The following is a 20,436-nucleotide window of genomic DNA, read 5'->3' as shown; positions in this document are numbered from 1 at the left end:
GCTGGCATCGACCACGCTGCCGCCGCAGGAACGACCCTCATGAAACGACGCGATTGCCTCAAAGCCGGGCTGACCCTCCCGCTGCTGCCGATGCTGCTCAAGGCCGGCCCTGCCTTCGCAGCGATGCGTTCGAGGGTCCGGCCGGGCGCTGCGGGGTGGCCCGCTGCCGCCGAGTGGGACCGATTGTCGCGTGCGGTCGGCGGTCGGCTGTCGGTGCCGCAGTCCCCCTTCCTCGCTGACGCCGCCACCCGGGCCGCCGCGCTGGAGCAGCTGCAGAATCCGTTCTTCCTCGGCGATGCGCCCGCGCTCACCCAGACCAGTGGTTACTTCGGCGCATGGCGGTCAGTGCCCAGCGCGAAGGTGGTGGCCGCCGCCAACAGCGCCGATGTGGCCGCGGCGGTGAACTTCGCCCGCACCCACCGCCTGCGGCTGGTGGTCAAAGGCGGCGGGCACAGCTATCACGGCACCTCCTGCGCGCCGGATTCGCTGCTGGTCTGGACCCGCGCGATGAACCAGGTCGAGCTGCACGATGCCTTCCTCGCCCACAACGCCCGCCCGGGCACGGCGCCACAGCCGGCAGTCAGCGTCGGCGCCGGGGCGATGTGGATCGATGCCTACGATGCGGTCACCACCCGCGGCGGGCGCTATGTCCAGGGCGGCGGCTGCACCTCGGTGGGCGTGACAGGCCTGGTCACCGGCGGCGGCTTCGGCAGTTTCTCCAAGGCGCATGGCACGGCCGCGGCCAGCCTGCTCGAAGCCGAGATCGTCACCGCCGACGGGCAGATCCGCACCGTCAACGCCGACAACGAGCCGGACCTGTTCTGGGCCTTGAAGGGGGGCTGCGCGGCGAGTTTCGGGATCGTCACCCGGATGACGCTGCGCACCCATGACCTGCCCGATACCTTCGGCGGCGTCTCCTGCCAGATCCACGCCAGCGACGACGCCAGCTGGCGGGCACTGGCGGCAGAGATGCTCCGCTTCTACCGCGACACGCTCTGCAACCCGCACTGGGGTGAGCAGTTCACCTTCAAGGACACGCGGCGGCTGTCGATCTCGATGGTGTTCCAGGGCATGTCGCGGGACGCCGCCGAATCGACCTGGACGCCGTTCCTGGACTGGATCCGCGCCCGGCCGGCCTACACCATCACCGAACCCCTGCAGGCACTGGCGATGCCGGCCAGAGACTTCTGGGACGCGGATTTCTTCCGCCAGCACGCCCCTGCCCTCATCGCCGAGGACACCCGCGAAGGCGCCTCCTCCCGGCACATGCTGTGGAAGGGCGACCAGGGCCAGGTCGGCTGGTTCCTGCATGGCTACGCATCGGCCTGGCTGCCGTCGGGATTGTTGGACGATGCGCAGCGTGAGCAGGCGGCCGCCGCGATCTGTGCCGCCGCCGATCACATGGATGTCGGCCTGCACTGCAACAAGGGCCTGTTCGGTGCACCGGCGGCCGCGCTGGCCGCGAGCCGCGACACGGCCACCCATCCGGCGGTACTGGACGCCTTCGCGCTGGCGATCATCGGCAATGCCAGCGGGCCGGTGTATCCGGGCCTGGGCCGGACCGTGGATGAGCCCCGGGCACGCCGGGGCGCCTTGAACGTGGCGCGCGCCTACCAGGCCCTGAGCGTGGTGGCTCCCTCGGCCCCGGCCTATGTCTCGGAGAGCGACTACTTCCAGCAGGACTGGCAGCAGGCGTTCTGGGGGCCGAACTACCCACGGCTGCAGGCCGCCAAGCGCCGCTACGATCCGCAGGGCCTGTTCGTGATCCATCACGGCGTGGGCAGCGAGGACTGGAGCGCGGACGGCTTCGAGCGCATCGGCGGCTGACGGCGCGACGGGCAGCGTCTACGCCGCCGCTCCACCCTGGGCCTTGCCCAGCTGGGCGAGCACGCTGCGCAACGCCTGCTGCGCACGCCGGTTCTCCGCCGGCGTGCCGAGGGTGATCCGTACCCAGGTGTCATACGGGGCGAACACCCGGGCGATGCGCACGCCCTGTTGCAGCAGCCCGGCGGCGACGACTGCATGGGGGTGCCCGGTATCGACGAACACGAAATTGCCGGCCGCTTCAGTCGAGCGCAGGCGCAGCCCGCTCAGGACCTGCTGCCAGTGCTGCCGCTCCGCCGCCACGCTGCGCCGGACCTGGGCCACGTGGGCGGGATCGGCGAGTGCCGCCGATGCAGCGGCCAGCGACAACTGGTTCTGCGCGTGCGCGCCGCCGACGCCGCGCTGGCGCAGTGCCTCGGCGAGCGCCACAGGCACCAGCGCATACCCGACCTGCAGCCCGGCCAGCGCATGGATCTTGCCCAGCGTGCGGAATACCACCACGTTCTGGCCCTGCCGCAGCAGCCGCACCGCGCTCAACGTGGCGGCATCCTCGCGGTAGTCGAGGTACGCCTCGTCGACGATCACCAGCGTGCGCGCCTGCGCGGCGCTCACGAAACGATCGAACTCGGCCCCGGGGCTCAGCGTGCCGGACGGGTTGTGCGGATTGACCACGAACAGCGCGCGGGTATCCGGCGCGATCGCCGCCAGCAATGCGGGCAGATCATTTTCCAGCTGCGCGTTCAACGGCACTTCCACGGCCCGGCCGCCAAAGGGCCTGGCCGCATCCACCAGGGCGCCATACCCGGGCACGCTGTAGATGAAACCGCCCGCGCCCTGGCTCAGCGCAAGATGCTGGCCCAATGCTTCGAGCACTTCACCGACGATGACCTGTTCGGGCGCGACCCCTTCCAGCGTGGCGATCTGGCCCTGCAACGCCTGCAGCTGCGCGGCGCTGACATACCGCGGCGCCTCCGCCAGCGCACGCTGTACCGCGGGCCCGACCCGAGGTGACGGGCCGTAGCTGCTCTCATTGAGATCCAGCCGCAGCAGGTCCGTGGTTCGGCCGGCGGCCGTCACGGCGGCCGGCGCGGGCGGCGCAGCGGATCCAGCGGCCGGCGCCAGCGCGACCGCTGCGGCACTGGTCAGCCCGGCACGCAGCCAGTGGCGGCGCTGCGGGTCGGCAGGCAGGTGGCCTGCAGTCGTAGAACGGGTCATTGGAAACGGGCCTCCAGGCGTGCGTAGTAGTAGGTGCCACTCCAACCGAACGGCGACAGCTCGCTGTACGGGAACACGCCAAAGGTATCCGCGCCGGAGACCTGCGGGGTGGTCGCGATGTTGCGCGTCGGATAGGTGTTGAACAGATTGTTCGCGCCCAGCACGACAGTGACCGTGTCGGTGGCGCGGAAGGCGATGTCCAGATCGGTGACCCAGCGCGCCTCCAGTTTCTGGACCACGTCGACATTGCCAGCACTACCCGCTTCGGTCGGCAGCGTACGGAACCGGGTCGAACCCTGCGCGAAGGCGGCGACATTGGCCGCGCTCTGGTTGGTTGCCGCCACCCCTTCGATCTCACCGTAGCGGTGCGTGCCCAGGTGGATGCCCCAGCGGCCGACATCCCAGCCCAGCGCGACGGTCAGATTGTCGCGCGGCTGGCCTTTCTCCACGCGGGTGCGCTCGGTGACATCGAACAACGGCGTGCGCACGCCGAGCGCGGTGAGCTGCGCCGGGGTCGAGGCGACATGGGTCAGCTCGGTCTTGTTGCGGTTGTAGGCGACGGTCGCGGTGAGCCTGCCATAGTCCGCCAGCTCCCAGCGGTAGCGCGCCGAGGCGTCCACGCCGGTGGTACGGGTATCGGCGGCGTTGCTGAAGTAGCGCACGCTGGTCACGCCCGGCGAGCCCAGCGCGGCCAGGTAGTCACGGATCGCGGTCGACCCGGCCGCATCAACGAAGTTGCTGGAGAGGAAGATCCGGTCGTCGATGTCGATCCGGTACACATCCACCGATGCGCTCAGCCCACCGATGCCCCAGGTGAGGCCCGCCGTGACATTGGTCGCCTGCTCCGGCTCCAGCGAGCGCGCCCCCAGGGCACGCGCTTCCACCGTATCCACCGGTGCGGTGCGCACCAGCACATACTCGGGCACCCCGGTCACCGCGTTGTTGAGCGTGCGGCTGCTGGTCGAACTGAAGTACTGCTGGGCCAAGGCCGGCGCATGGAAGCCGGTGCTGACCGAGGCCCGCACCGCCACCCCGCCGTCGAGCTGGTAGCGCAGGGCCAGCTTGCCATTGGTGGTGCTGCCGAAATCGCTGTAGTCCTCCCAGCGCCCGGCCAGCGACACCAGGAAGCGATCCGTCACATCGGTTTCCGCTTCGGCGTAGGCCGAGACGTTGTGGCGGTGATGGTTGCCGGCGTCCGCCGGCTGGATGCCCGCGAAGCCCTGCGAGCCGATCGTCGGCACGGCACCGGCCGAGGGGCCATCAAGCACCCGCGCCGGCCCCCAGACGTATGCGTTCAGCTCACCGGGTGAAATGCCGTAGGTATCGCGGCGGAACTCTGCCCCGAGCGCCAGCCGCAGCGGTGCATGCCAGCCCAGCTCGATGCTGTTGTTGGCATCCAGATTGGTGGTCCACTGCGAGGCCTCCAGCGCACCGTTGTAGAACGCGGTGGGGCTGGCCGCACCCAGCGTGGCGTTGAGCGTGTTGCGGGTGCGGTAGACCAGCTTGTTGCGGCCGTAGACGCTGCTCAGGTCCCAGTGCCAGTCGCCGAGCAGACCTTTGATGCCTGCGCCGAGCGAGGCGTTGGTGCTCTGGGTATCGACCCACGGCAGGAACCCGTCCGGGTAGATCGCGCGCACGTTCTCGACCTGGCCGGCGCGGCGCAGGGAGGCGTTGGAACTGCCCTCGCTTACTCCGTAGCCGCCAAAGGCATACGCCTCCAATCCTTCAGCCCAGGCGAGCGGCTTGCGCAGGTTGCCGAACACGGTCTTTTCCACGGTGTCGGCCGAGTCGGCGAAGCGCCACAGGGCATCGCGGTCGATGGTGGCTTCGCGTGGGTCGGCCACGGCACCCGCCGCCGCGCCCCCGATCGGTGCCAGGCCGGTGCCGGAGCCGAAGGTGCCCGACGGCGCCACCGGCGCACCGTTGCGACCGATCCCGAAGTACTGCTGACGTGTATCGGGCAGGGCGCGGTTGGCGGCCTTGCGATCACGATAGTCCCAGGTGAGGTGCAGACCGCCGCCGTCGGCAAAGGCCACGCCGGTGTCCAGGGCGACGGCGGTGGTGCCACCGCCGCCATCGCGGGTGGTGCCGCGGCTGACCCGCCCTTCGAAGCCGGCATCCTCGCGCAGCACGATGTTGATCACCCCGGCAATGGCATCGGAACCGTACTGGGCTGACGCGCCATCACGCAGCACTTCGATCCGCTCGATCGCACTCACCGGGATCGCATTGAGATCGGTCGAGACCGCGCCTTTGCCCACCGTCCCGCCGGTATTCACCCATGCACTGGCATGCCGCCGCTTGCCGTTGACCAGCACCAGGGTCTGATCCGGCGACAGCCCGCGCAGCGTTGCCGACCGGATATGCGTGTTGCCGTCCGGTGTGGTCGGGTGCGGGAAGTTGAACGAGGGCAACAGCGACTGCAGGATCTGGCTGATATCGGTATAGCCGCTGCTGCGGATGTCCTGCGCGCCCAGCACATCGATCGGCACCGGCGATTCGAGCACGGTGCGGGCCTGGGTGCGGTTACCCAGGACGGTGAGCTGGTCGAGCTGGGTGACCGCCGGCGCACTTGCCGCAGTTTGAGCATGCACCGGAACGGCGGTGAACAGGCTGGCAAGCACGGCGACGGACAGGCGGCGACGTCGCAGCGCGGTGGTGCGAGGATTCATGACAACTCCGAAGAGATCGGGCATCAAGCCCGAGGAAGACGATGGAACAGCGCAGGCGGTACGTCAGCGGCGACATCGCCGTGGCAGATTCGAAGCAGGCAAGACACGTCCCCAGGTGACCCTGCCGGACATGTTGCAAACTTGTTGCAGAGCGTCAATCGGTGCGGACTCGTGCATTCGCGCCGGGCTGCTCAGGTGGGTAACGAGCGCGGGGCAAGTCACTGATTTCATTCGGCGCGGCCAACGGCCTCGCACCGAGGTCCTTACTTCCAGGCATATCCAGATAGCCAACCGTGCGCGACCGGCAGTGCCTGTACCCTGCCCGCATCTGCCCGCCTGCGCAGACATGACAATCTGCAGGTGCAGCCGCACCTGTGCAGGCGTAGCCTGCCCGCAGCCTGCCGCCAACGGAGATCGCCCCGTGATTACGACCTCGCCTGCCCGCCGTGTTCCTGTCCTGCTCGCACTGGCCATTGCCGGCGCACTGCTGCTGCCGCGAGCCGACGCACATGCGCAGGCCCCGTCCACGGCGAGCACACCGGCCACCCCCTCGTTCAATGCCCTGCTCGATGCGCAGACGATGGCCGCGATCAACGCCGATCCGGAACTGCGCACGATGCTCGGCATCAGCGACGATGCAGGCGGTGATCTGTCCGGCCAGCTGACCGACGTCTCGCTGGCCCGGCGCGCGATCAACCGCCGCTTTCTTGTCGACAACCTGGCGCAGATCCGTGCCTGGAAAGGTGCACCGCTGGATCCGCAGCAACGCCTCAGCGACGGCCTGGCGCGCTGGTTCTACCAGACCCAGATCGATCTGATGGCCGTGCCATGGGCCGCGGCCTGGTTGCCGGTCGGCGGCAGCACCTACGCGATCGACCAGTTGTTCAGCCTGCCGGTCAACCTGCCGCAGTTCATGGACAACCAGCATGCGGTGACCGACGACACCAGCGCCCGCCGCTACATTGAACGGCTCCAGGCGATGGGCACCAAGCTGGACCAGGTCCGCGCCAACGTCGACATGCAGGCCCAACAGGGCGTGGTGCCGCCGGCGGTTGCGCTGGAAGGGGCGGCCAACCAGTACCGTGCCCTGCTGAAACCGGCGCCGCAGGACAGCCTGTGGGTGCAGTCGTTGCAGCGCAAGCTGGACAAGGTCCCGTCCATCCCGGCGGCCCGGCGCGCTGAACTGATCGCGCAGGCCACCGCTGCGGTGCGAGACGCGGTGAACCCGGGGTATCAACGCCTGCTCGACAACGTGCAGGCCACGCTGGCGACCCATCCCGGCAACAACGGTGTGTGGGCGCTGCCCGAGGGCAAGGCCTACTACGATGCCGCGCTGCGCTGGTATACCAGCACCGACCTGGATGCCGATGCGATCCACCAGATCGGCCTGCGCGAAGTGGCGCGGCTGGACACGGCGATGGATGACCGCCTGAAGCAGCTGGGCCTGCGCGAGGGCAGCGTGGCCGCCCGCATCGAACAGCTACGCAAGGACCCGCGCTACCTGTATGAGGACAGCGACGCCGGCCGCAGGCAGCTGATCGGCGACATCGAACAGCGCCTGCGTGATCTTGATCCGATCCTGCCGACCTACTTCGGCCATCTGCCGACGCAGGAGCTGCTGGTTCAACCGGTACCCGCGCACATGCAGGCCACTTCGCCCGGCGGCTACTATTACCCACCGGCGATGGACGGCTCGCGGCCGGGCACCTTCTTCATCAACCTGGGCGATATCACCTCCAATACGCGCTGGAGCATTCCCACCCTCACCTATCACGAGGGCTCGCCGGGGCATCATTTCCAGATCTCGATCGGCCAGACCCTGACCGCGCTGCCGATGCTCCGCCGCAGTCTCAATCCCAGCGCCTTCAGCGAAGGCTGGGCACTGTATGCCGAACAGCTGATGGCCGAGACCGGCGTGTACCGCGACGACCCCGCCGGTGATCTGGGCCGCCTGCAGGCCGAGATGTTCCGGTCGGTGCGGCTGGTGGTCGACACCGGCCTGCATCGCAAACGATGGACCCCCGAGCAGGCCATCGCCTACATGCAGGACAAGACCGGCATGACCCCGGCGGATGTGCGCATCGAGGTCTACCGCTACCTGGTGCAGCCCGGTCAGGCCGCCTCCTACAAGATGGGCCAACTGCGGCTGCTGGAACTGCGCGAGCAGGCACGCCGGGAGCTGGGCGACCGCTTCGACATCCGTGCGTTCCACGACCTGATCCTGGGCAACGGCGCCATGCCGATGACGGTGGTCAGCCAGGCCGTGGACGCCTGGATCGCCGCCGGCGGACCGGCCTCCACCCGGACACCATGACGCCCCTGCACAGGTGCCGGCCGCTGGCTGGTGCCTGCGTATAAATACCTAGCGACTTACCGTGTAACTCCGGTTGTCCGTCGCGTGGGCGGTGCGCAGAGTGTCAGCAGGGTCGGCCCGTCGCGCGCCCCACTGACGACACTCTGGAGACTGTCATGCCGCGCACCTCATCGAGCCTGCTGTTGGCGCTGGTCCTGGCCGGCCCCCTGCTGCTGCTTCCTCCTCCGCTGGCGGCGCAGCCCGCGGCGGCCAGCGTTGATGCCCAGGCCGTACAGGCACTCACCCGCATGGGCGCAGCCCTGCGCGCGCTGCCGCACTTCACCCTCAATGCCACTACCAGCACCGAGTACGTGCTCGACGATGGGCAGAAGATCGCCCTGCCGGGCACCGTCGCGTATCGCGTGCTGGGACCGGACCACTTCTTCGTGGAGATACAGAGCGAGGACCAGCACCGCCAGCTGTTCTACGACGGCAAGGCGCTGACGATCTACTCGCCGCGGCTGAAGTACTACGCCACGTTGGATGGTCTGAACAAAAGCAGTCAGGCGCTGTTGACCGAATCGGCGACGACGTATGGCATCGAGTTGCCGCTGGCGGATCTGTTCCTGTGGGGCACGCCGGCGTTTCCGACCGATCAGCTGCAGTCCGCGCTGCGCATCGGCAGCGCCCGCATCGGTGGCGAGGCAACCCAGCACTACGCCTTCCGGCAACCCGGGGTGGATTGGCAGGTCTGGATTTCCGACGCGACCCACCTGCCCCGCCAGCTGGCGATCACCAGCCATAGCGACCCCGCGTTGCCGACCTACCAGGCCACGTTGAACTGGGATACGCGGCGCGCGGTGACCGCCAGGGAGTTGGCGTTCGATCCCAAGGGCGCGACGAAGATCGTGTTCGTACCGGTCGCGCTGGCCGTACAGACCACTGACGGGGAGAACTGAGCATGGACCGTTCCGTTTGCCTGCGCGCCACGCTGGCCCCGGCCCTGATGACCCTGATGCTCGGCGCCGCGCTGCTGCCTGCCGACGCCGACGCGCGCCCCGGGCTGCGCGGCTTTGCCCATCCCTCGATCGCCCATGCCGGCGGCTTCGGCGGCGGCGGTCTGCCTCATGGAGGCGGCGGGTTCGCGCCGCACCCGCCGGGGCCTGGCCCCGCCCCGCATCCCGGTCCGGGCCCGCGCCCGGAGCCCGGCCCGCATCCTGGCCCAGGTCCCGGTCCCCACCCTGCTCCGGGGCCGGGTCCCGGCCCGGCACCTCATCCTCCTGGCCCTGGACCTGGACCCGGTCCTGGCCCCGGGCCGCATCCGCCCGGGCCACCCCCTCCGCCGCCCCCGCCGCCGTACTGGGACCATCCGTTCTGGGACGCCGCCGCGTTCACCGCAGGCGTGGCCGTCACGTCGGCCGTGATCGGCTCGGTGGTGTACTCCTTGCCGGTGGACTGCAGCACGGTCGTCGTCAATGGCATCGGCTACCAGCAGTGCGACAACGCCTGGTATCAGCCGCGCTATGCGGGCACGACGGTGCAGTACATCGTCGTGGATGCGCCGCGATGAGGTGTCGGCGGCATCGGGCCTGGCTGGCGCTGCTCGCCCTGCTGGGTGCCGCGCCCCTCGCCGCGCAGCAGGCGCCGGCCGGATCGGCGTCCTCCGACGACATCGCACGCAAGCTGGCCGATCCCGGTGCGGCGCTGATCTCCGTGCCGTTCCAGTACAACTACCAAGGCTCGGTCGGGCCTGGCGGCGACGCGCACAACCAGCAGTTGAAGATCCAGCCGGTGATTCCGTTCGTTGGCGACAGCGGCAAGTTCATCCTGCGCCCTATCCTGCCGCTGAGCTGGAACCAGTTTCCGCAGGACAAACACGGCACCGGCGATCTGTTCGTGCAGGGGTATTACATCCCCAAGACCGCGGCGGAAGCGCATGGCACCGAATTCGGCTACGGCTTCGCCGCGCTGCTGGACACCGCTTCGCACGACAGTCTGGGCACGGGCAAGTACTCGCTCGGCCCGGCCTTCATCCTGGTCCACAAGACCAAGGCGTGGACCGTCGGCGCACTGGCCAACCATGTCTGGTCCGTTGCCGGCGATGACGACCGCGAGGATGTCAGCAGCACCAGCGTGCAGCCGTTCGTGACCCGCAACCTGCCCGATGGCTGGTCACTCAGTGTCACCTCGGAAACCAACTACAACTGGAAGGCGGCCAGCGGCGATGCCTGGACGGTACCGCTGGGTGCCACCGTCTCCAAAGTGCTCAGGCTCGGGCATACCCCGATCAGCATCGGTGTCGGCGGCTTCTACAACGTGGACCGGCCGCAGTACGCCAGTCGCTGGACCGGCCGGTTGATCGTGACCCTGGTCTTTCCCGAATGAGGCTGCTTCCCATGAACCGTTCTCTTCTTGTCGGCACCGCCCTGATCCTGCTGGGCGTGGCCCCCCTCGGCTGCAGCACCTCCACGCCCGCACGCAGTGACGCACCGCCCTCCACCGAAAAGATCGAGGCGCAGAACCAGGCGCGTACCGCCACCGCCGCGGTGCTCTCGCGGTTGTATGCCGCGCAGCCCGGTGCACGCCAGGCCGTGGAGCAATCGGCGGGTTACGCGGTCTTCCGCAGCTTCGGGGTCAAGGTATTGATTGCCGGCGGCGGCGGCGGGCATGGTGTGGCCATCGACAACCGCAGCGGCCGCGAGACCTTCATGCGCATGGTCGAGATCCAGGCGGGCCTGGGCTTTGGCGCCAAGACCTTCGACCTGGTCTGGGTCTTCAAGACGCCCGAGGCGTACCAGGACTTCATCACCCGCGGCATCGAGATCGGCGGCCAGGCAACGTTGGCAGCGAAAGTGGACAAGGCCGGCGGTGGACTCACCGGCGCGGTGCAGATTTCCGAGAACGTCTGGGTGTACCAGATGACCGAAAGCGGCCTGGCGGCGGAGCTGACCGTCAAAGGCACCCGCTACTACCCCGACAAGACATTGAACTGAGCCAGCAGGCCAAGGAGTTCCCATGCATGGCCATCCGCTGGTCTGGATCGTCAGCCTGTTCGTGCTGCCCCTGGTGGCGGCGCTGGTGCTGAGCCTGTTCGTCCGCCACCGCGGCATCAGTGCCAATGCGGTGCTGGCCTGGTTCGTGATCGTGTGCTGGTGCGGGGCACTCGGGGTAATTCTCTCGCAGGTGTGGTGACCCGCGCTGCCGGCCAGCGGCCGGCACTACCTGTGCATTGCGTGTTCGCCCTGCCCGCGCTGCCGGCCAGCGGCCGGCACTACCCAGGCAGGCGAGCACTCCACGGTAGTGCCGGCCGCTGGCCAGCATCACAGCGATTGCCCCAGCTCGATGAAGAGCACGTTCTCGCCGCCTTCGCGGAATCCCATGCCGAAGATCAACGGGCCGACCCACGAATCGAAGCCGAGGAATACACTGCCGTTCCAGATGCCGTCGCTCAGTGACATGTCGCTGCGCCGCTGCCAGGCATTGCCGTACTCCACCGTGCCCCCGACCTGCGCCGAGCGGCCCAACAGCTTGCCCAGCTCATAGGTATAGCCGGCGAACCCGAGCGCATAGTCCTGGCCAGTCAACTGGTTGTGCTGGAACCCGGCCAGCCGCCAGCGCCCACCGAGGCGGTAGAGGTTCTGCACCGGCGCCGTGCCCGACGCGGTCACGTGATAGCGCAGCCCCAGCTGCAGCGCATGCTTGCCAAACGATCTGGCGGCCACGGCATCCAGATCGATCTGCCCGAAGCGGGCATCTGCGCCGAGGCTCGGGCTGGACTGATACGTCCCCGCCGTGACGAGATAGCCATCGCGCGGGAAGTACACGCTGTCGATATCGTCCAGAGTCGCCTGCGCGATCCACGCGCCCTCGTCGAAGTTCACCCGCGGAATGGTGGGGTCGCCCACTTCCACCTCCGCATTGCCGGTATACCGCTGCACGCCGAGCGACAGCGCCAGCACATTGGACACATTGCGGAACACGGCCAGCGTCGCACCGGTACGACGCACGCGATAGCGCGCGATCTTGTCGCCGGCATCGTCGTAGAGATTGAAGCTGCGGGTCTGGAACCCGCCGCCCGCCTGGAAGGCGTAACGATCGTGCAGATCGAACGGATGATAGTACTGGCCGGTCAGACCCGGCTCGCTGCCGATCTGCAGGGCGATACGCGCTTCGGCACCGTAGGGCGACAGCGGCGAGAACAGCAGGCCGGCGCGCAGGTTGCTTTCGTGGTTGCCTTCCAGATCGTTGCTCAGGCTGAGCCCGGCTTCCAGGTACACCGGTCCGTTGGGCTTGGCATACGCGGACACCACCACCCCGGTGCGTCCGTCACGCTCCTTGACCTCATAGTTGATGCTGGCCAGCGTTCCCATGCCGTAGGCGCGCAGTACACCGGCCTGCATCGCCTCGATATCCAGCGGCGCGCCGACGTGGACCGGGAGATAGGACAGCAGCAGCGCATCGGCATAGCCGGTGTGGTTGTCGACCTCGACAAAGTCGATGGTGGCCGGTGCCACCGGATGCGTGCGACCGGCACGCTGGGCGGCCAGTCGGGTGTACTCCTGCGGCGCCTGCGCGAACGCCTGCAGCGCCGGCGCGGCCTGGTCGGCGGCGAGCTGGCCGATCCGCAACGCCTCGGGCGCCTTGTCGAAATCGCCGGTGGCCACCTTGCCGGTCAGATCGGGCGAGATCAGCAGATCCTGCGCGCCCAGACTGTCCAGTTGTGCCTGCGCGCTGCGGGTGGTCAGGAAGCCGCTCAGCTGGCTGATCACATCCACCAGGCTGGCGTCGCGATCCAGCGCGCTCAAGGGCGTGCCGACGTCCACCGCGATGACCCGGTCGGCCCCCATCGCGCGCACCACGTCGATCGGCACCTGGTTGGACAGGCCGCCATCAAGCAGCACGTGCCCGTCGATCACCACCGGCCGGAAGATGCCCGGCAAGGACATGCTCGCGCGCATCGCCATCGGCAGGCTGCCTTCGGCCAGCACCACCGGCATGCCGGTATTGATGTCGGTGGCGACCGCCCGGAACGGGATCGGCAGGTCATCGAAGCGGCCATTGACCCGGCCGCCGCCGGTGGCGCGCTCGAACAGGGCGATCAGCTTTTCGCCCTCGGAGACCCCCCCGGCCAGTGCCACCGCCTTGCCCTCGCCGCCGAGCCCGATGCCGATCGGTGCCAGCTGTGCGTAATCGTCGGCCTTGCGCCGCAGCGAGCGCTCACGGCGTGGCAGGGTGTCGGTGAACAGGCTCAGCCATTCGGTGCTCAGCACCAGCTGCTCGATCTGCTCGGGCGTGGAGCCGGACGCGTACAAGGCACCGACCAGCGCGCCAGCACTGGTACCGGCGATGCAGTCCACCGGAATATGCAGCGCCTCCAGCTGCTTGAGGATGCGCACGTGTGCGATACCGCGTGCGCCGCCGCCGCCCAGCGCCAGCCCGATCCGTGGCCGGGTGTCACCCGGGCCGCGCACGCCGCAGTGGTCTGCCTGGCCTGCGGGCGCGGCAGCGAGCACCGGTTCGGCAGCCTGCAGCGGCGACACGGCGCCACTGGCGCACAGCCACGCCACTGCGAGCGCCGAGGCGCGCGACGCCGGGTGCCCGGGGCGTTTCAGCGCCACGCGCTGCCGACCTGGATGTAGAACGTGTCGTCTTCCGGGCCCCACGCATAGTCCACGCCGACATGCATGCCCAGCTGGCGGGCGATCAGATAGCGCACGCCGGCGCCTTTCGACACCTGGCTGGCGCCGTCGCTGAAACTGTTGTGCCGGCCCCAGGTGCGCCCCGCACCAACGAAGCCGATCAGCGCCCAGCGCTGGGTCATGTTCCAGCGCAGCTCGCTCTCCAGTACCGCAGCCCGCGTGTCCTGGTAACGCGCCGAGCCGATGCCGCGCAGGTCGATGTAGGGCAGTCGATAGAACGGAATGTCACCGTTGGCCCAGCGGGCATCCGCGCGCGCGCCGAGCACGAAATGCCTGCCCATCGGCCAGTAACCGTAGGCATGCCCGCGATAGCTCTGGAAACTGGCATCGCTGCCGATCCCCGGCAGATACGCGTTGCCTTCGATCATGCCAAGCCAGCCGCTGGAAGGAGTGAACGGGTTGTCGCGCGAATCGTACTCCAGCGACAGGCCCAGCCCGGAGCTGCGCTTGGACAGTTCGTGTGGCTGGAAACGATCGCGGTCGGAGGCGACATCGAAGCCGATATCCAGATCCATGTAGATCCAGGCCAGGCCGACATAGAGATTGCGGTCACCCAGGCGCCGGAAGCCCTGCTGGAAGGACATCAGGCCGTCCATGTTGTAGTCGATCTTCTGCGCGGGCAGCACCGTGCCGGGCGTATAGAAGCCCAGGTTGAACGACGCTTTGGCCACGCCGCCGCGGTAGCGCCAACGGTCATCGTCGAAGTGCAGCGAGGCGCCCACGCCATACGCTTCGCTGCCGTTGGAGGTGCGCATGGCCCCACCGCCGTAGATGTCCGGCGTAACCATCTTCGGGGCACCGTCCTCGCCCGTCGCCCCCGAGGACGGTGGGCGGTGGAAGAACGCCAGCGCCACGCCACCGCCGTTGCCGACGGCCGGATCGGTGACGATGATCGGAACCGGCAGAAAGCCGCGGTGCTCCAGCAACCAGCGCGACATGTCGAACCGGCCGTCTTCGGCGTCACGGAACAGGGACGCCCGTGGCGCCGGAGCGGCCGCGGGCGCCGGCGCAGGCGATGGAGCGGCGGGCTGCTGGGCAATCGCGGCGCAGGGCGTGAGCACGCCCAACAGCGAGAGCAGGCGTACGGCATGGCCGATCGACACGGGGGCACCTCGGGGATGGGAAGCCAAGTGCGCGGGCCCGTGCCGGTGGGAGGGAACAGCCCGGCGCGGGCCCACGCGGTTGAACGCATCTCAGGCCGTGCCGCAGTGATCAGCGTGCGGCGGTCGTGCCCGGCGGGAACGCAGCAAACAGCTTGTCCAGGCCGGCTTCCACCGCCGCGTTGACCTTGTCCGGCGAGGTCGGCACGGTGCCGCTGGCGGTGCCGCGCCAGACCGCCTGCTTGGTCTTGGCGTCGAACATATCCACGACCAGCGTGCCGACGTCATAGGTGTGCACCGTGGTGGTGGCATTACCCATGGCCATCCCGCCACCCCAGCCGCCGCCACGCCAGCCCCAGCCGCCCATGCCCGTCCCGGAGTAGAACGTATCCAGGGTCTGCTTCTGGCCGGTGGCGATATGCGCCGCCAGGGCGATGTCGCCGTTGGGCGCTTCGCGCAGGCCCTTGGCCTGCAGGCGCGCGTTGATGCCGTCGATGATGCGTTGCTGCACCAGCGGCGAGCTCGCCTGGGGTTTCATCGCCCAGGTGTAGGTCTTGTAGGAGGCGAAACTGGCTGACGGATCGAAGTCGGTCTTGACGGTCGGAGTGGATGCACAGGCGACCAGAGAAGTCGCCAGGACGGCGATGGCAAAGGCTTTCATGACGCGAGTCTCCAAAGGCGGGATGGAAAGACGCGCTGCGGTCGCAGCCGTCCTGGGGCGGGCCGTGGTGGCCAGTGGTTCCAGCCCCACGGTAGTGCACTGCCGGCCACGCGTAATGCGCATAACTACGGTAGAGAGGCGGGAAAAACTACCGAGTCAACGCGGCGGATTGATCACCACGTATTGCACGGTGGTCCCGGCATAGCGCGGCTCATACCAGACATTGCCGCACTGCTGGTAGGCCATGCCGTTGATCACCGTGGTCACGCAGCTGGGCGGAACCGAATTGACGATCGAACCGATCACCGCCGAGGTCACGGCCACGCCCGCCGTCACCGCTGCAGCGGTGGCGAAGGGATGATCGTCCCAGTGGTTCCAGTGGTCGTCGTGGTAGTTCACATCCACATTGACGTTGCGGTTCACGTTGCGGTTCACGTTGCGATTGACGGTGCGGTTGCTGTCGATGTTGCGGTTGATGTTGGCCCCGCGGTTCACGTTGCCGCCCTGCGGGCGCTGCACCGGGCGGTTGATGCTGGTATGCGCACTGGCGCGCGCGCCACCGCCATGGAAGCCGCTGCGCTGCGCGCTCGCAGGTGCGGACACGGCCAGCAACACCACCAGCAGCATGCCCGCCGCCAGGGAGGAGGCCACGAAAAAGCGGTTGATCACGATACGCATGTCAGTTCTCCTGCCCAGCATCGGTGACGACCACCGCGACCGGCACCAGCTTGATGCGGGCCGCATCGGCCGGCGGCGTGAACTGGAAGGCGGTCGCGGGCACGGCGCTGCGCGTGTCCCAGCGCAGGTGGGCGCGATACTGCGGCAGCGCCGGATCATCCAGTGAGGTGATCACCAGCTTCTTCGGCAATGCGGTGGCCTTGCTGACCCACAGCTGCCAGTCCACGCCATCCTGCTTGAACGCGTACTGCTCGATCGCCTCGCCGTCCACCGTGCCACCGCCGATGTGCAGCGCGCCACGGATGGCGGTTTTGGGCGCCTTGTCGGTGCCCCACAGGAACATGTCGGCCAGCGGCATGTCGATGCCATAGCGGGCGGCGGCATCGTCCACCAGTTCGCCCAGCGTACTGTTCAGTCCGTCCACCTGGGCGTAGTACTTCAGGCGCGGCGAATACAGCGACAACGCCTTGCCGTCGTAGAACAGCTGGCGCAGCTGGCGATCGCTTCGCAGCTCCAGGAACAGCTGGTTCGGGGCGCGCACCTTGTAGGTCACCACACCATCCAGCTCCACCTTCTGGCCGTCCTCCAGCACGATCTCGGTGCTGGCATCGGAGGTCAGCGAGAACTGCTTGAGCGCACGCAGCGCAGCGCCCATGCGGTCCAGAGCGGCCAACGCCTCGGGATCGCGCTCGGGCGCGTCGGCCGGTGCAGCCGGGGGGGAGACGGGAGTGGCAACACGGGTGGCGCCGTGCGCGACGGGCGCCAGCGCCGCCAGCATCAGGCAGGCCGACCACGCAACCGGGGAAATGGCAGAGGACATGACCGTTACTCCATGGCACGGTAAACAGGTGGCCGCCGTCAGGCGACCGGGATCAGAAGCCGCCGCTGATCGACAGACTCCACGGGTCGCCTTCGAAGCGGTTCTTGACGCTGAATTCGCCGACATAGCGGAACGACACATCCACATGCTCGCCGCCGGACCATTTCTTGCCGTAGGTCAGCACCGGGCCGATACCAAACGAGCGGCCTTTGAAGCCCCCCAGGCGGTCGGCGGTGTCGCCCTTGTCGTCCTGCAACTGCTGGATCCAGCCACCGGCCGCCCCGAACCCCCAGCCACTGGCGGTGCGCTTGACCAGCAGCGCATCGGCCCGTGCGACCACGCCGTTCTTGTAGTCGGTATCGTCGTTGCGGGTGTACCAGTCGGTGGCGCCCAGCACACTGAATTCCAGCGTGCCCTTCTGGAACAGGTGCGTGTAGCCCACGCTGGGCGAGAACGTCCAGATGTTCATGCCTGGATTGGCCAGCCGGTTCGGGTCGTACTTGGCGGTGGGCGCATATACGTATACGCCGAAGGAAAGGTGCTGCACCTCGCTGATGTGGAACCCGGCGATCACCGGGGCGAAGTACACGTCGAACAGATTGGAGGCATGGTCCTTGGTCTGGAAACGGTTGCCCAGTGGGCCTGCCAGGTTGGCGGTGACCTCGGCATCGATGTACGGCACGGTCAGCATCGAGGCGAAATTCCAACGCCCGGCCTGGGTCGGCCATACGTACACCCCGGTGGCAGCGGTCAGGTTCACGTCGGCCTCCAGGCCCAGCGAGATCTGCCCGGCGATGGGCGCGGGGCGGTCGCCGCTGATCTTGCCGTTGTAGCGGATGTAGCTCAGCGACCACTGCATGCCCGGCTCCGGCGGAATCACACCGGCGTACGAGGTGATCTGCATGCCGGTGATCGAGCGCCCGAGCGCGCCCTCGGTCGCCCATGCCGGCGCGGCGGACAGTGCAGCCAGCGAGCCCAGCGCGAGGGCCAGTGGCCAGCGACGCGGCAGGCGGAGAAAGGACATGGTCATGCGGTGGCCCTCCGGCACGGGTGCAGGTTCATGGATACGCACCTCACAGCGGCTCCGGCTCCGGCGCCGGCCGCGTGGCACGCTGACGTTCGCGGACATCGGCGATGTCGCGCTCCAGGAAATAGTTCAGGAACGTGCGGATCACCGCGATCGCGGCCAACTGACCGATCGCGTCCCAGCTGGTGTAGATCGACGATTCGATGATGTCCGCCGAGAGCTGCATGGTCAGCCCGGCCACCAGCCAACGCCCGTAGCCCAACCACAGGTCGCGGCGCTCGACGTTGGTCAGGTGGCCGCGCAGCGCCAGCCGCACGGCCCTCACGAACACCACCACGGTGGCCATCGCGATCAGCACCAGGGCCATCGCATCGATGATCACCACCACCGGTTCGGTGATGGCGATCAGCCACGCCTTGAGAGGAAGCATCGTCGGGGCTCCGGTAGGCATCGCATTGCGGGGCGTTCGGGTTCATCCGCGCTCCACGCAACGGAAGCCGAGGTGGCAGGTGGAGGTATCGATGGGCTGCGCCATGCGCGCCGCAGGCCGGTAGCGCCTGCAGTAGTTCGGCGCACACAGGTGTGAGCCGCCCTTCATCACCCGGCGCGGAACCGCGCTTCGATCGCGCGGGTCGTGGCTGCGCTCACGCAGCCCGCCACGCGGATTGTCGATCGCGCAGCACGGCATGCCCTGCAGCTGGTCATGCTGCTGATACCAGTCGCGGGTCCATTCCCAGACGTTGCCGATCATGTCGTACAGCCCGTATCCGTTGGGCGGATAGCTGCCGACCGGTGACGTCCAGCGGTGGCCGTCCTCATCCAGGCTCTGCCAGGGAAATTCGCCCTGCCAGGTATTGGCCTGGTGGCGGCCGCCGGGAATGAGGGTGTCGCCCCAGGCGAACTCACCCCTCTCCTGGCCGCCACGCGCTGCGAATTCCCACTCGGCCTCGGTCGGCAGGTCCTTCTCCATCCACCGGGCATAGGCCAGCGCATCGGCGAAGGTGACGTGGACCACCGGGTGATCCTCCAGGCCTTGCAGGCTGGACAGCGGACCCCGCGGATGCCGCCAGTCTGCCCCGGGAATGTAGTGCCACCAGTTGTGTGTGTTGCCCATGTCCACCGGGTGCGGAGGCTGCACGAACACCACCGAGGCCGGCTGCAGCAGCGCCGGGTCCGCGCCGGGATAGTCGCGCGGATCGGCTGACTGCTCGGCTGCGGTGACGTGGCCAGTGGCCTGGATGAAGCGGGCGAACTCCCGGTTGGTCACCGGGTAGCGATCGATCCGGAACCGCCCTACCCGCGCCTTGTGCGCCGGACGCTCTTCAGGATAGTGATCGTTGGATCCCATGCTGAAGACCCCGCCAGCCAGCTCGATCATGCTATCGGCCACGACACTCATGCGAACGGCGCCACGTTGAAGGTCATGCTGACGATCGCCAGCAGGCCAAGCAGCCACAGCAGGCCGGCGGTGATCAGGGTCAGCGAGATCGGGTAGTGACTCTCCCCGTGGATCAGGCCTTCGCGGATCATCTCCTCGCGCTCGGCACGCAGGCCCTGCATGTAGCGGATGTGATAGAGGATGCCGAGGGTCAGCAGCACCATGCCGAGGCCGACCAGCGCAATGCCGAAGTTGCGTGGCGCATGCGGACGCAGGCCGACGCCGGGCACCTCCAGCATGTGGCCGAAGAACTGATAGATGGTGAAACCGAAACCGATCAGCGACAGCGCCGTGCGGATGATCGACATCAGCGTGCGGTCCGCGCTCATGCGCGTGCGCTGGAATGACATCCCGGTGCGCCGCGAGGAGAGCTCCATCGAGGTGGCATCGGCACCCCCCAGCAGCGTTTTGGCCTGCTCGATGGTGAGCGCACGCTCGGTCAGCTGCTCGCGGGGGTCCTGGGCACTCATCGGCTGGTCGTCTCGTGAGGGGGTCATTTGCGGTGCAGGAAGTAGCTGGCGATGCGGGTAATCGGTCCGCGCAGGATCAGATACGGCAGGAAGCCGAGCACGACCGCGATGACGAAGGCTTCCACCGGATACTTGAACGCGCCGAACATGCGGAACTGGTAGATCACATCCATGCCGACCCCCAGCAGAAGAATGCGGGCGGTTGCGGTGACCCCTTCGCGCCAGGCGACCAGCCGGTCACCAGCAGAGCTGTGCGCCATCAACCAGGCATAGGGCGCCTTGCCCGCCTTGGCATCCTTGATGCCATCGATCAACGCCGCGATCAGCGCCATCGTCGGCTGCAGGAAGAAGCGGAAGGTCATGGGGCCATCCGCGCGATCGATCATGTCGGTCCAGAAGCGCGTCAGAATATCGATCACCAGGAGCATGGGCGGGATCCTTGCGTCAGGCCTCCAGCTTGGGCGCCGCCCGGTAGCCACACAATCGAGTTGTTACTGCAACCTCTCCAGTATTTTTACTGCGTCCAACGCGTGGAAAGG

The 20,436-nt window shown here is 68.0% G+C and carries 19 protein-coding genes; 7 read left to right on the top strand and 12 right to left on the bottom strand.

Going from position 1 to position 20,436, the window contains the following annotated elements:
- Window positions 1-39 precede the first annotated feature (39 nt).
- Window positions 40-1,827 carry an FAD-binding protein gene (locus tag ABE483_RS01240; RefSeq protein WP_346480898.1) on the top strand — a complete coding sequence of 596 codons (1,788 nt, stop codon included), beginning with the start codon at window positions 40-42 and terminating at the stop codon, window positions 1,825-1,827.
- A gap of 18 nt (window positions 1,828-1,845) precedes the next feature.
- On the opposite strand, the gene ABE483_RS01235 is transcribed toward ABE483_RS01240, so the two are convergent.
- Complete coding sequence (locus tag ABE483_RS01235) at window positions 1,846-3,039, bottom strand: histidinol-phosphate transaminase (protein WP_346480896.1); 1,194 nt, start codon at window positions 3,037-3,039, stop codon at window positions 1,846-1,848.
- On the bottom strand, window positions 3,036-5,711 hold the full coding sequence (locus tag ABE483_RS01230) for a TonB-dependent receptor (RefSeq protein ID WP_346466169.1): 2,676 nt from the start codon (window positions 5,709-5,711) through the stop codon (window positions 3,036-3,038). Before ABE483_RS01230 ends, ABE483_RS01235 begins: the two co-directional genes overlap by 4 nt.
- Window positions 5,712-6,132: 421 nt before the next feature.
- Between ABE483_RS01230 and ABE483_RS01225 the strand changes: the two genes are divergently transcribed.
- From ABE483_RS01225 to ABE483_RS01200, 6 genes are all read left to right on the top strand, one after another.
- Window positions 6,133-8,025 carry a DUF885 domain-containing protein gene (locus ABE483_RS01225; RefSeq protein ID WP_346480895.1) on the top strand — a complete coding sequence of 631 codons (1,893 nt, stop codon included), beginning with the start codon at window positions 6,133-6,135 and terminating at the stop codon, window positions 8,023-8,025.
- Between the two features lie 155 nt (window positions 8,026-8,180).
- The gene (locus ABE483_RS01220) at window positions 8,181-8,963 is read left to right on the top strand and encodes a DUF2092 domain-containing protein (protein WP_346466171.1); all 783 of its coding nucleotides are present in this window, start codon (window positions 8,181-8,183) and stop codon (window positions 8,961-8,963) included.
- Window positions 8,964-9,406: 443 nt separating this feature from the next.
- Window positions 9,407-9,574 carry a DUF6515 family protein gene (locus ABE483_RS01215; RefSeq protein WP_217350029.1) on the top strand — a complete coding sequence of 56 codons (168 nt, stop codon included), beginning with the start codon at window positions 9,407-9,409 and terminating at the stop codon, window positions 9,572-9,574.
- The gene (locus tag ABE483_RS01210) at window positions 9,571-10,389 is read left to right on the top strand and encodes a hypothetical protein (protein ID WP_070470742.1); all 819 of its coding nucleotides are present in this window, start codon (window positions 9,571-9,573) and stop codon (window positions 10,387-10,389) included. The genes ABE483_RS01215 and ABE483_RS01210 overlap by 4 nt, the downstream gene beginning before the upstream one ends.
- A gap of 11 nt (window positions 10,390-10,400) precedes the next feature.
- Window positions 10,401-10,997 (top strand): YSC84-related protein, encoded by a 597-nt coding sequence (locus ABE483_RS01205; RefSeq protein ID WP_346480894.1) that lies wholly within the window; start codon window positions 10,401-10,403, stop codon window positions 10,995-10,997.
- Window positions 10,998-11,019: 22 nt separating this feature from the next.
- A complete protein-coding gene (locus ABE483_RS01200) occupies window positions 11,020-11,196 on the top strand; it encodes a hypothetical protein (protein WP_167390385.1) in 177 nt (58 codons plus the stop codon).
- Window positions 11,197-11,324: 128 nt separating this feature from the next.
- Here the strand turns inward: ABE483_RS01200 and ABE483_RS01195 are convergent, their stop codons facing one another.
- The 10 genes from ABE483_RS01195 to ABE483_RS01150 form a co-directional block, all read right to left on the bottom strand.
- A complete protein-coding gene (locus ABE483_RS01195; protein ID WP_346480893.1) occupies window positions 11,325-13,622 on the bottom strand; it encodes a patatin-like phospholipase family protein in 2,298 nt (765 codons plus the stop codon).
- Window positions 13,613-14,806 (bottom strand): BamA/TamA family outer membrane protein, encoded by a 1,194-nt coding sequence (locus tag ABE483_RS01190; protein WP_346480892.1) that lies wholly within the window; start codon window positions 14,804-14,806, stop codon window positions 13,613-13,615. Before ABE483_RS01190 ends, ABE483_RS01195 begins: the two co-directional genes overlap by 10 nt.
- Window positions 14,807-14,915: 109 nt before the next feature.
- The gene (locus tag ABE483_RS01185) at window positions 14,916-15,464 is read right to left on the bottom strand and encodes a DUF4136 domain-containing protein (RefSeq protein WP_070470735.1); all 549 of its coding nucleotides are present in this window, start codon (window positions 15,462-15,464) and stop codon (window positions 14,916-14,918) included.
- Window positions 15,465-15,620: 156 nt separating this feature from the next.
- Window positions 15,621-16,142 (bottom strand): hypothetical protein, encoded by a 522-nt coding sequence (locus ABE483_RS01180; protein WP_346480891.1) that lies wholly within the window; start codon window positions 16,140-16,142, stop codon window positions 15,621-15,623.
- Window position 16,143: 1 nt separating this feature from the next.
- Entirely contained in the window at window positions 16,144-16,962 is an 819-nt protein-coding gene (locus tag ABE483_RS01175) for a DUF2092 domain-containing protein (protein ID WP_346480890.1), read from the bottom strand.
- A gap of 52 nt (window positions 16,963-17,014) precedes the next feature.
- Window positions 17,015-17,992, bottom strand: a complete 978-nt coding sequence (locus tag ABE483_RS01170; RefSeq protein WP_346466177.1) for a transporter — start codon at window positions 17,990-17,992, stop codon at window positions 17,015-17,017.
- Between the two features lie 43 nt (window positions 17,993-18,035).
- On the bottom strand, window positions 18,036-18,419 hold the full coding sequence (locus ABE483_RS01165; RefSeq protein WP_121036991.1) for a DUF1622 domain-containing protein: 384 nt from the start codon (window positions 18,417-18,419) through the stop codon (window positions 18,036-18,038).
- Between the two features lie 42 nt (window positions 18,420-18,461).
- Entirely contained in the window at window positions 18,462-19,388 is a 927-nt protein-coding gene (locus ABE483_RS01160; RefSeq protein ID WP_346480889.1) for a formylglycine-generating enzyme family protein, read from the bottom strand.
- Window positions 19,385-19,924 (bottom strand): DUF202 domain-containing protein, encoded by a 540-nt coding sequence (locus ABE483_RS01155; protein ID WP_254427870.1) that lies wholly within the window; start codon window positions 19,922-19,924, stop codon window positions 19,385-19,387. The genes ABE483_RS01160 and ABE483_RS01155 overlap by 4 nt, the downstream gene beginning before the upstream one ends.
- Window positions 19,921-20,325 carry a hypothetical protein gene (locus tag ABE483_RS01150; RefSeq protein WP_083298698.1) on the bottom strand — a complete coding sequence of 135 codons (405 nt, stop codon included), beginning with the start codon at window positions 20,323-20,325 and terminating at the stop codon, window positions 19,921-19,923. Before ABE483_RS01150 ends, ABE483_RS01155 begins: the two co-directional genes overlap by 4 nt.
- Window positions 20,326-20,436: the final 111 nt, after the last annotated feature.

This window comes from Stenotrophomonas sp. TWI602 (assembly GCF_039674045.1).
Classification (GTDB): domain Bacteria; phylum Pseudomonadota; class Gammaproteobacteria; order Xanthomonadales; family Xanthomonadaceae; genus Stenotrophomonas.
This window is presented reverse-complemented; position numbering and strand designations above follow the sequence as displayed.

Coding starts and splice junctions, on each gene's coding strand:
- ABE483_RS01240 (WP_346480898.1), top strand. CDS start 40: ATGAAACGACGCGATTGCCTCAAAGCCGGGCTGACCCTCCCGCTGCTG.
- ABE483_RS01235 (WP_346480896.1), bottom strand. CDS start 3,039: ATGACCCGTTCTACGACTGCAGGCCACCTGCCTGCCGACCCGCAGCGC.
- ABE483_RS01230 (WP_346466169.1), bottom strand. CDS start 5,711: ATGAATCCTCGCACCACCGCGCTGCGACGTCGCCGCCTGTCCGTCGCC.
- ABE483_RS01220 (WP_346466171.1), top strand. CDS start 8,181: ATGCCGCGCACCTCATCGAGCCTGCTGTTGGCGCTGGTCCTGGCCGGC.
- ABE483_RS01210 (WP_070470742.1), top strand. CDS start 9,571: ATGAGGTGTCGGCGGCATCGGGCCTGGCTGGCGCTGCTCGCCCTGCTG.
- ABE483_RS01205 (WP_346480894.1), top strand. CDS start 10,401: ATGAACCGTTCTCTTCTTGTCGGCACCGCCCTGATCCTGCTGGGCGTG.
- ABE483_RS01200 (WP_167390385.1), top strand. CDS start 11,020: ATGCATGGCCATCCGCTGGTCTGGATCGTCAGCCTGTTCGTGCTGCCC.
- ABE483_RS01185 (WP_070470735.1), bottom strand. CDS start 15,464: ATGAAAGCCTTTGCCATCGCCGTCCTGGCGACTTCTCTGGTCGCCTGT.
- ABE483_RS01180 (WP_346480891.1), bottom strand. CDS start 16,142: ATGCGTATCGTGATCAACCGCTTTTTCGTGGCCTCCTCCCTGGCGGCG.
- ABE483_RS01175 (WP_346480890.1), bottom strand. CDS start 16,962: ATGTCCTCTGCCATTTCCCCGGTTGCGTGGTCGGCCTGCCTGATGCTG.
- ABE483_RS01170 (WP_346466177.1), bottom strand. CDS start 17,992: ATGACCATGTCCTTTCTCCGCCTGCCGCGTCGCTGGCCACTGGCCCTC.
- ABE483_RS01165 (WP_121036991.1), bottom strand. CDS start 18,419: ATGCTTCCTCTCAAGGCGTGGCTGATCGCCATCACCGAACCGGTGGTG.
- ABE483_RS01160 (WP_346480889.1), bottom strand. CDS start 19,388: ATGAGTGTCGTGGCCGATAGCATGATCGAGCTGGCTGGCGGGGTCTTC.
- ABE483_RS01155 (WP_254427870.1), bottom strand. CDS start 19,924: ATGACCCCCTCACGAGACGACCAGCCGATGAGTGCCCAGGACCCCCGC.
- ABE483_RS01150 (WP_083298698.1), bottom strand. CDS start 20,325: ATGCTCCTGGTGATCGATATTCTGACGCGCTTCTGGACCGACATGATC.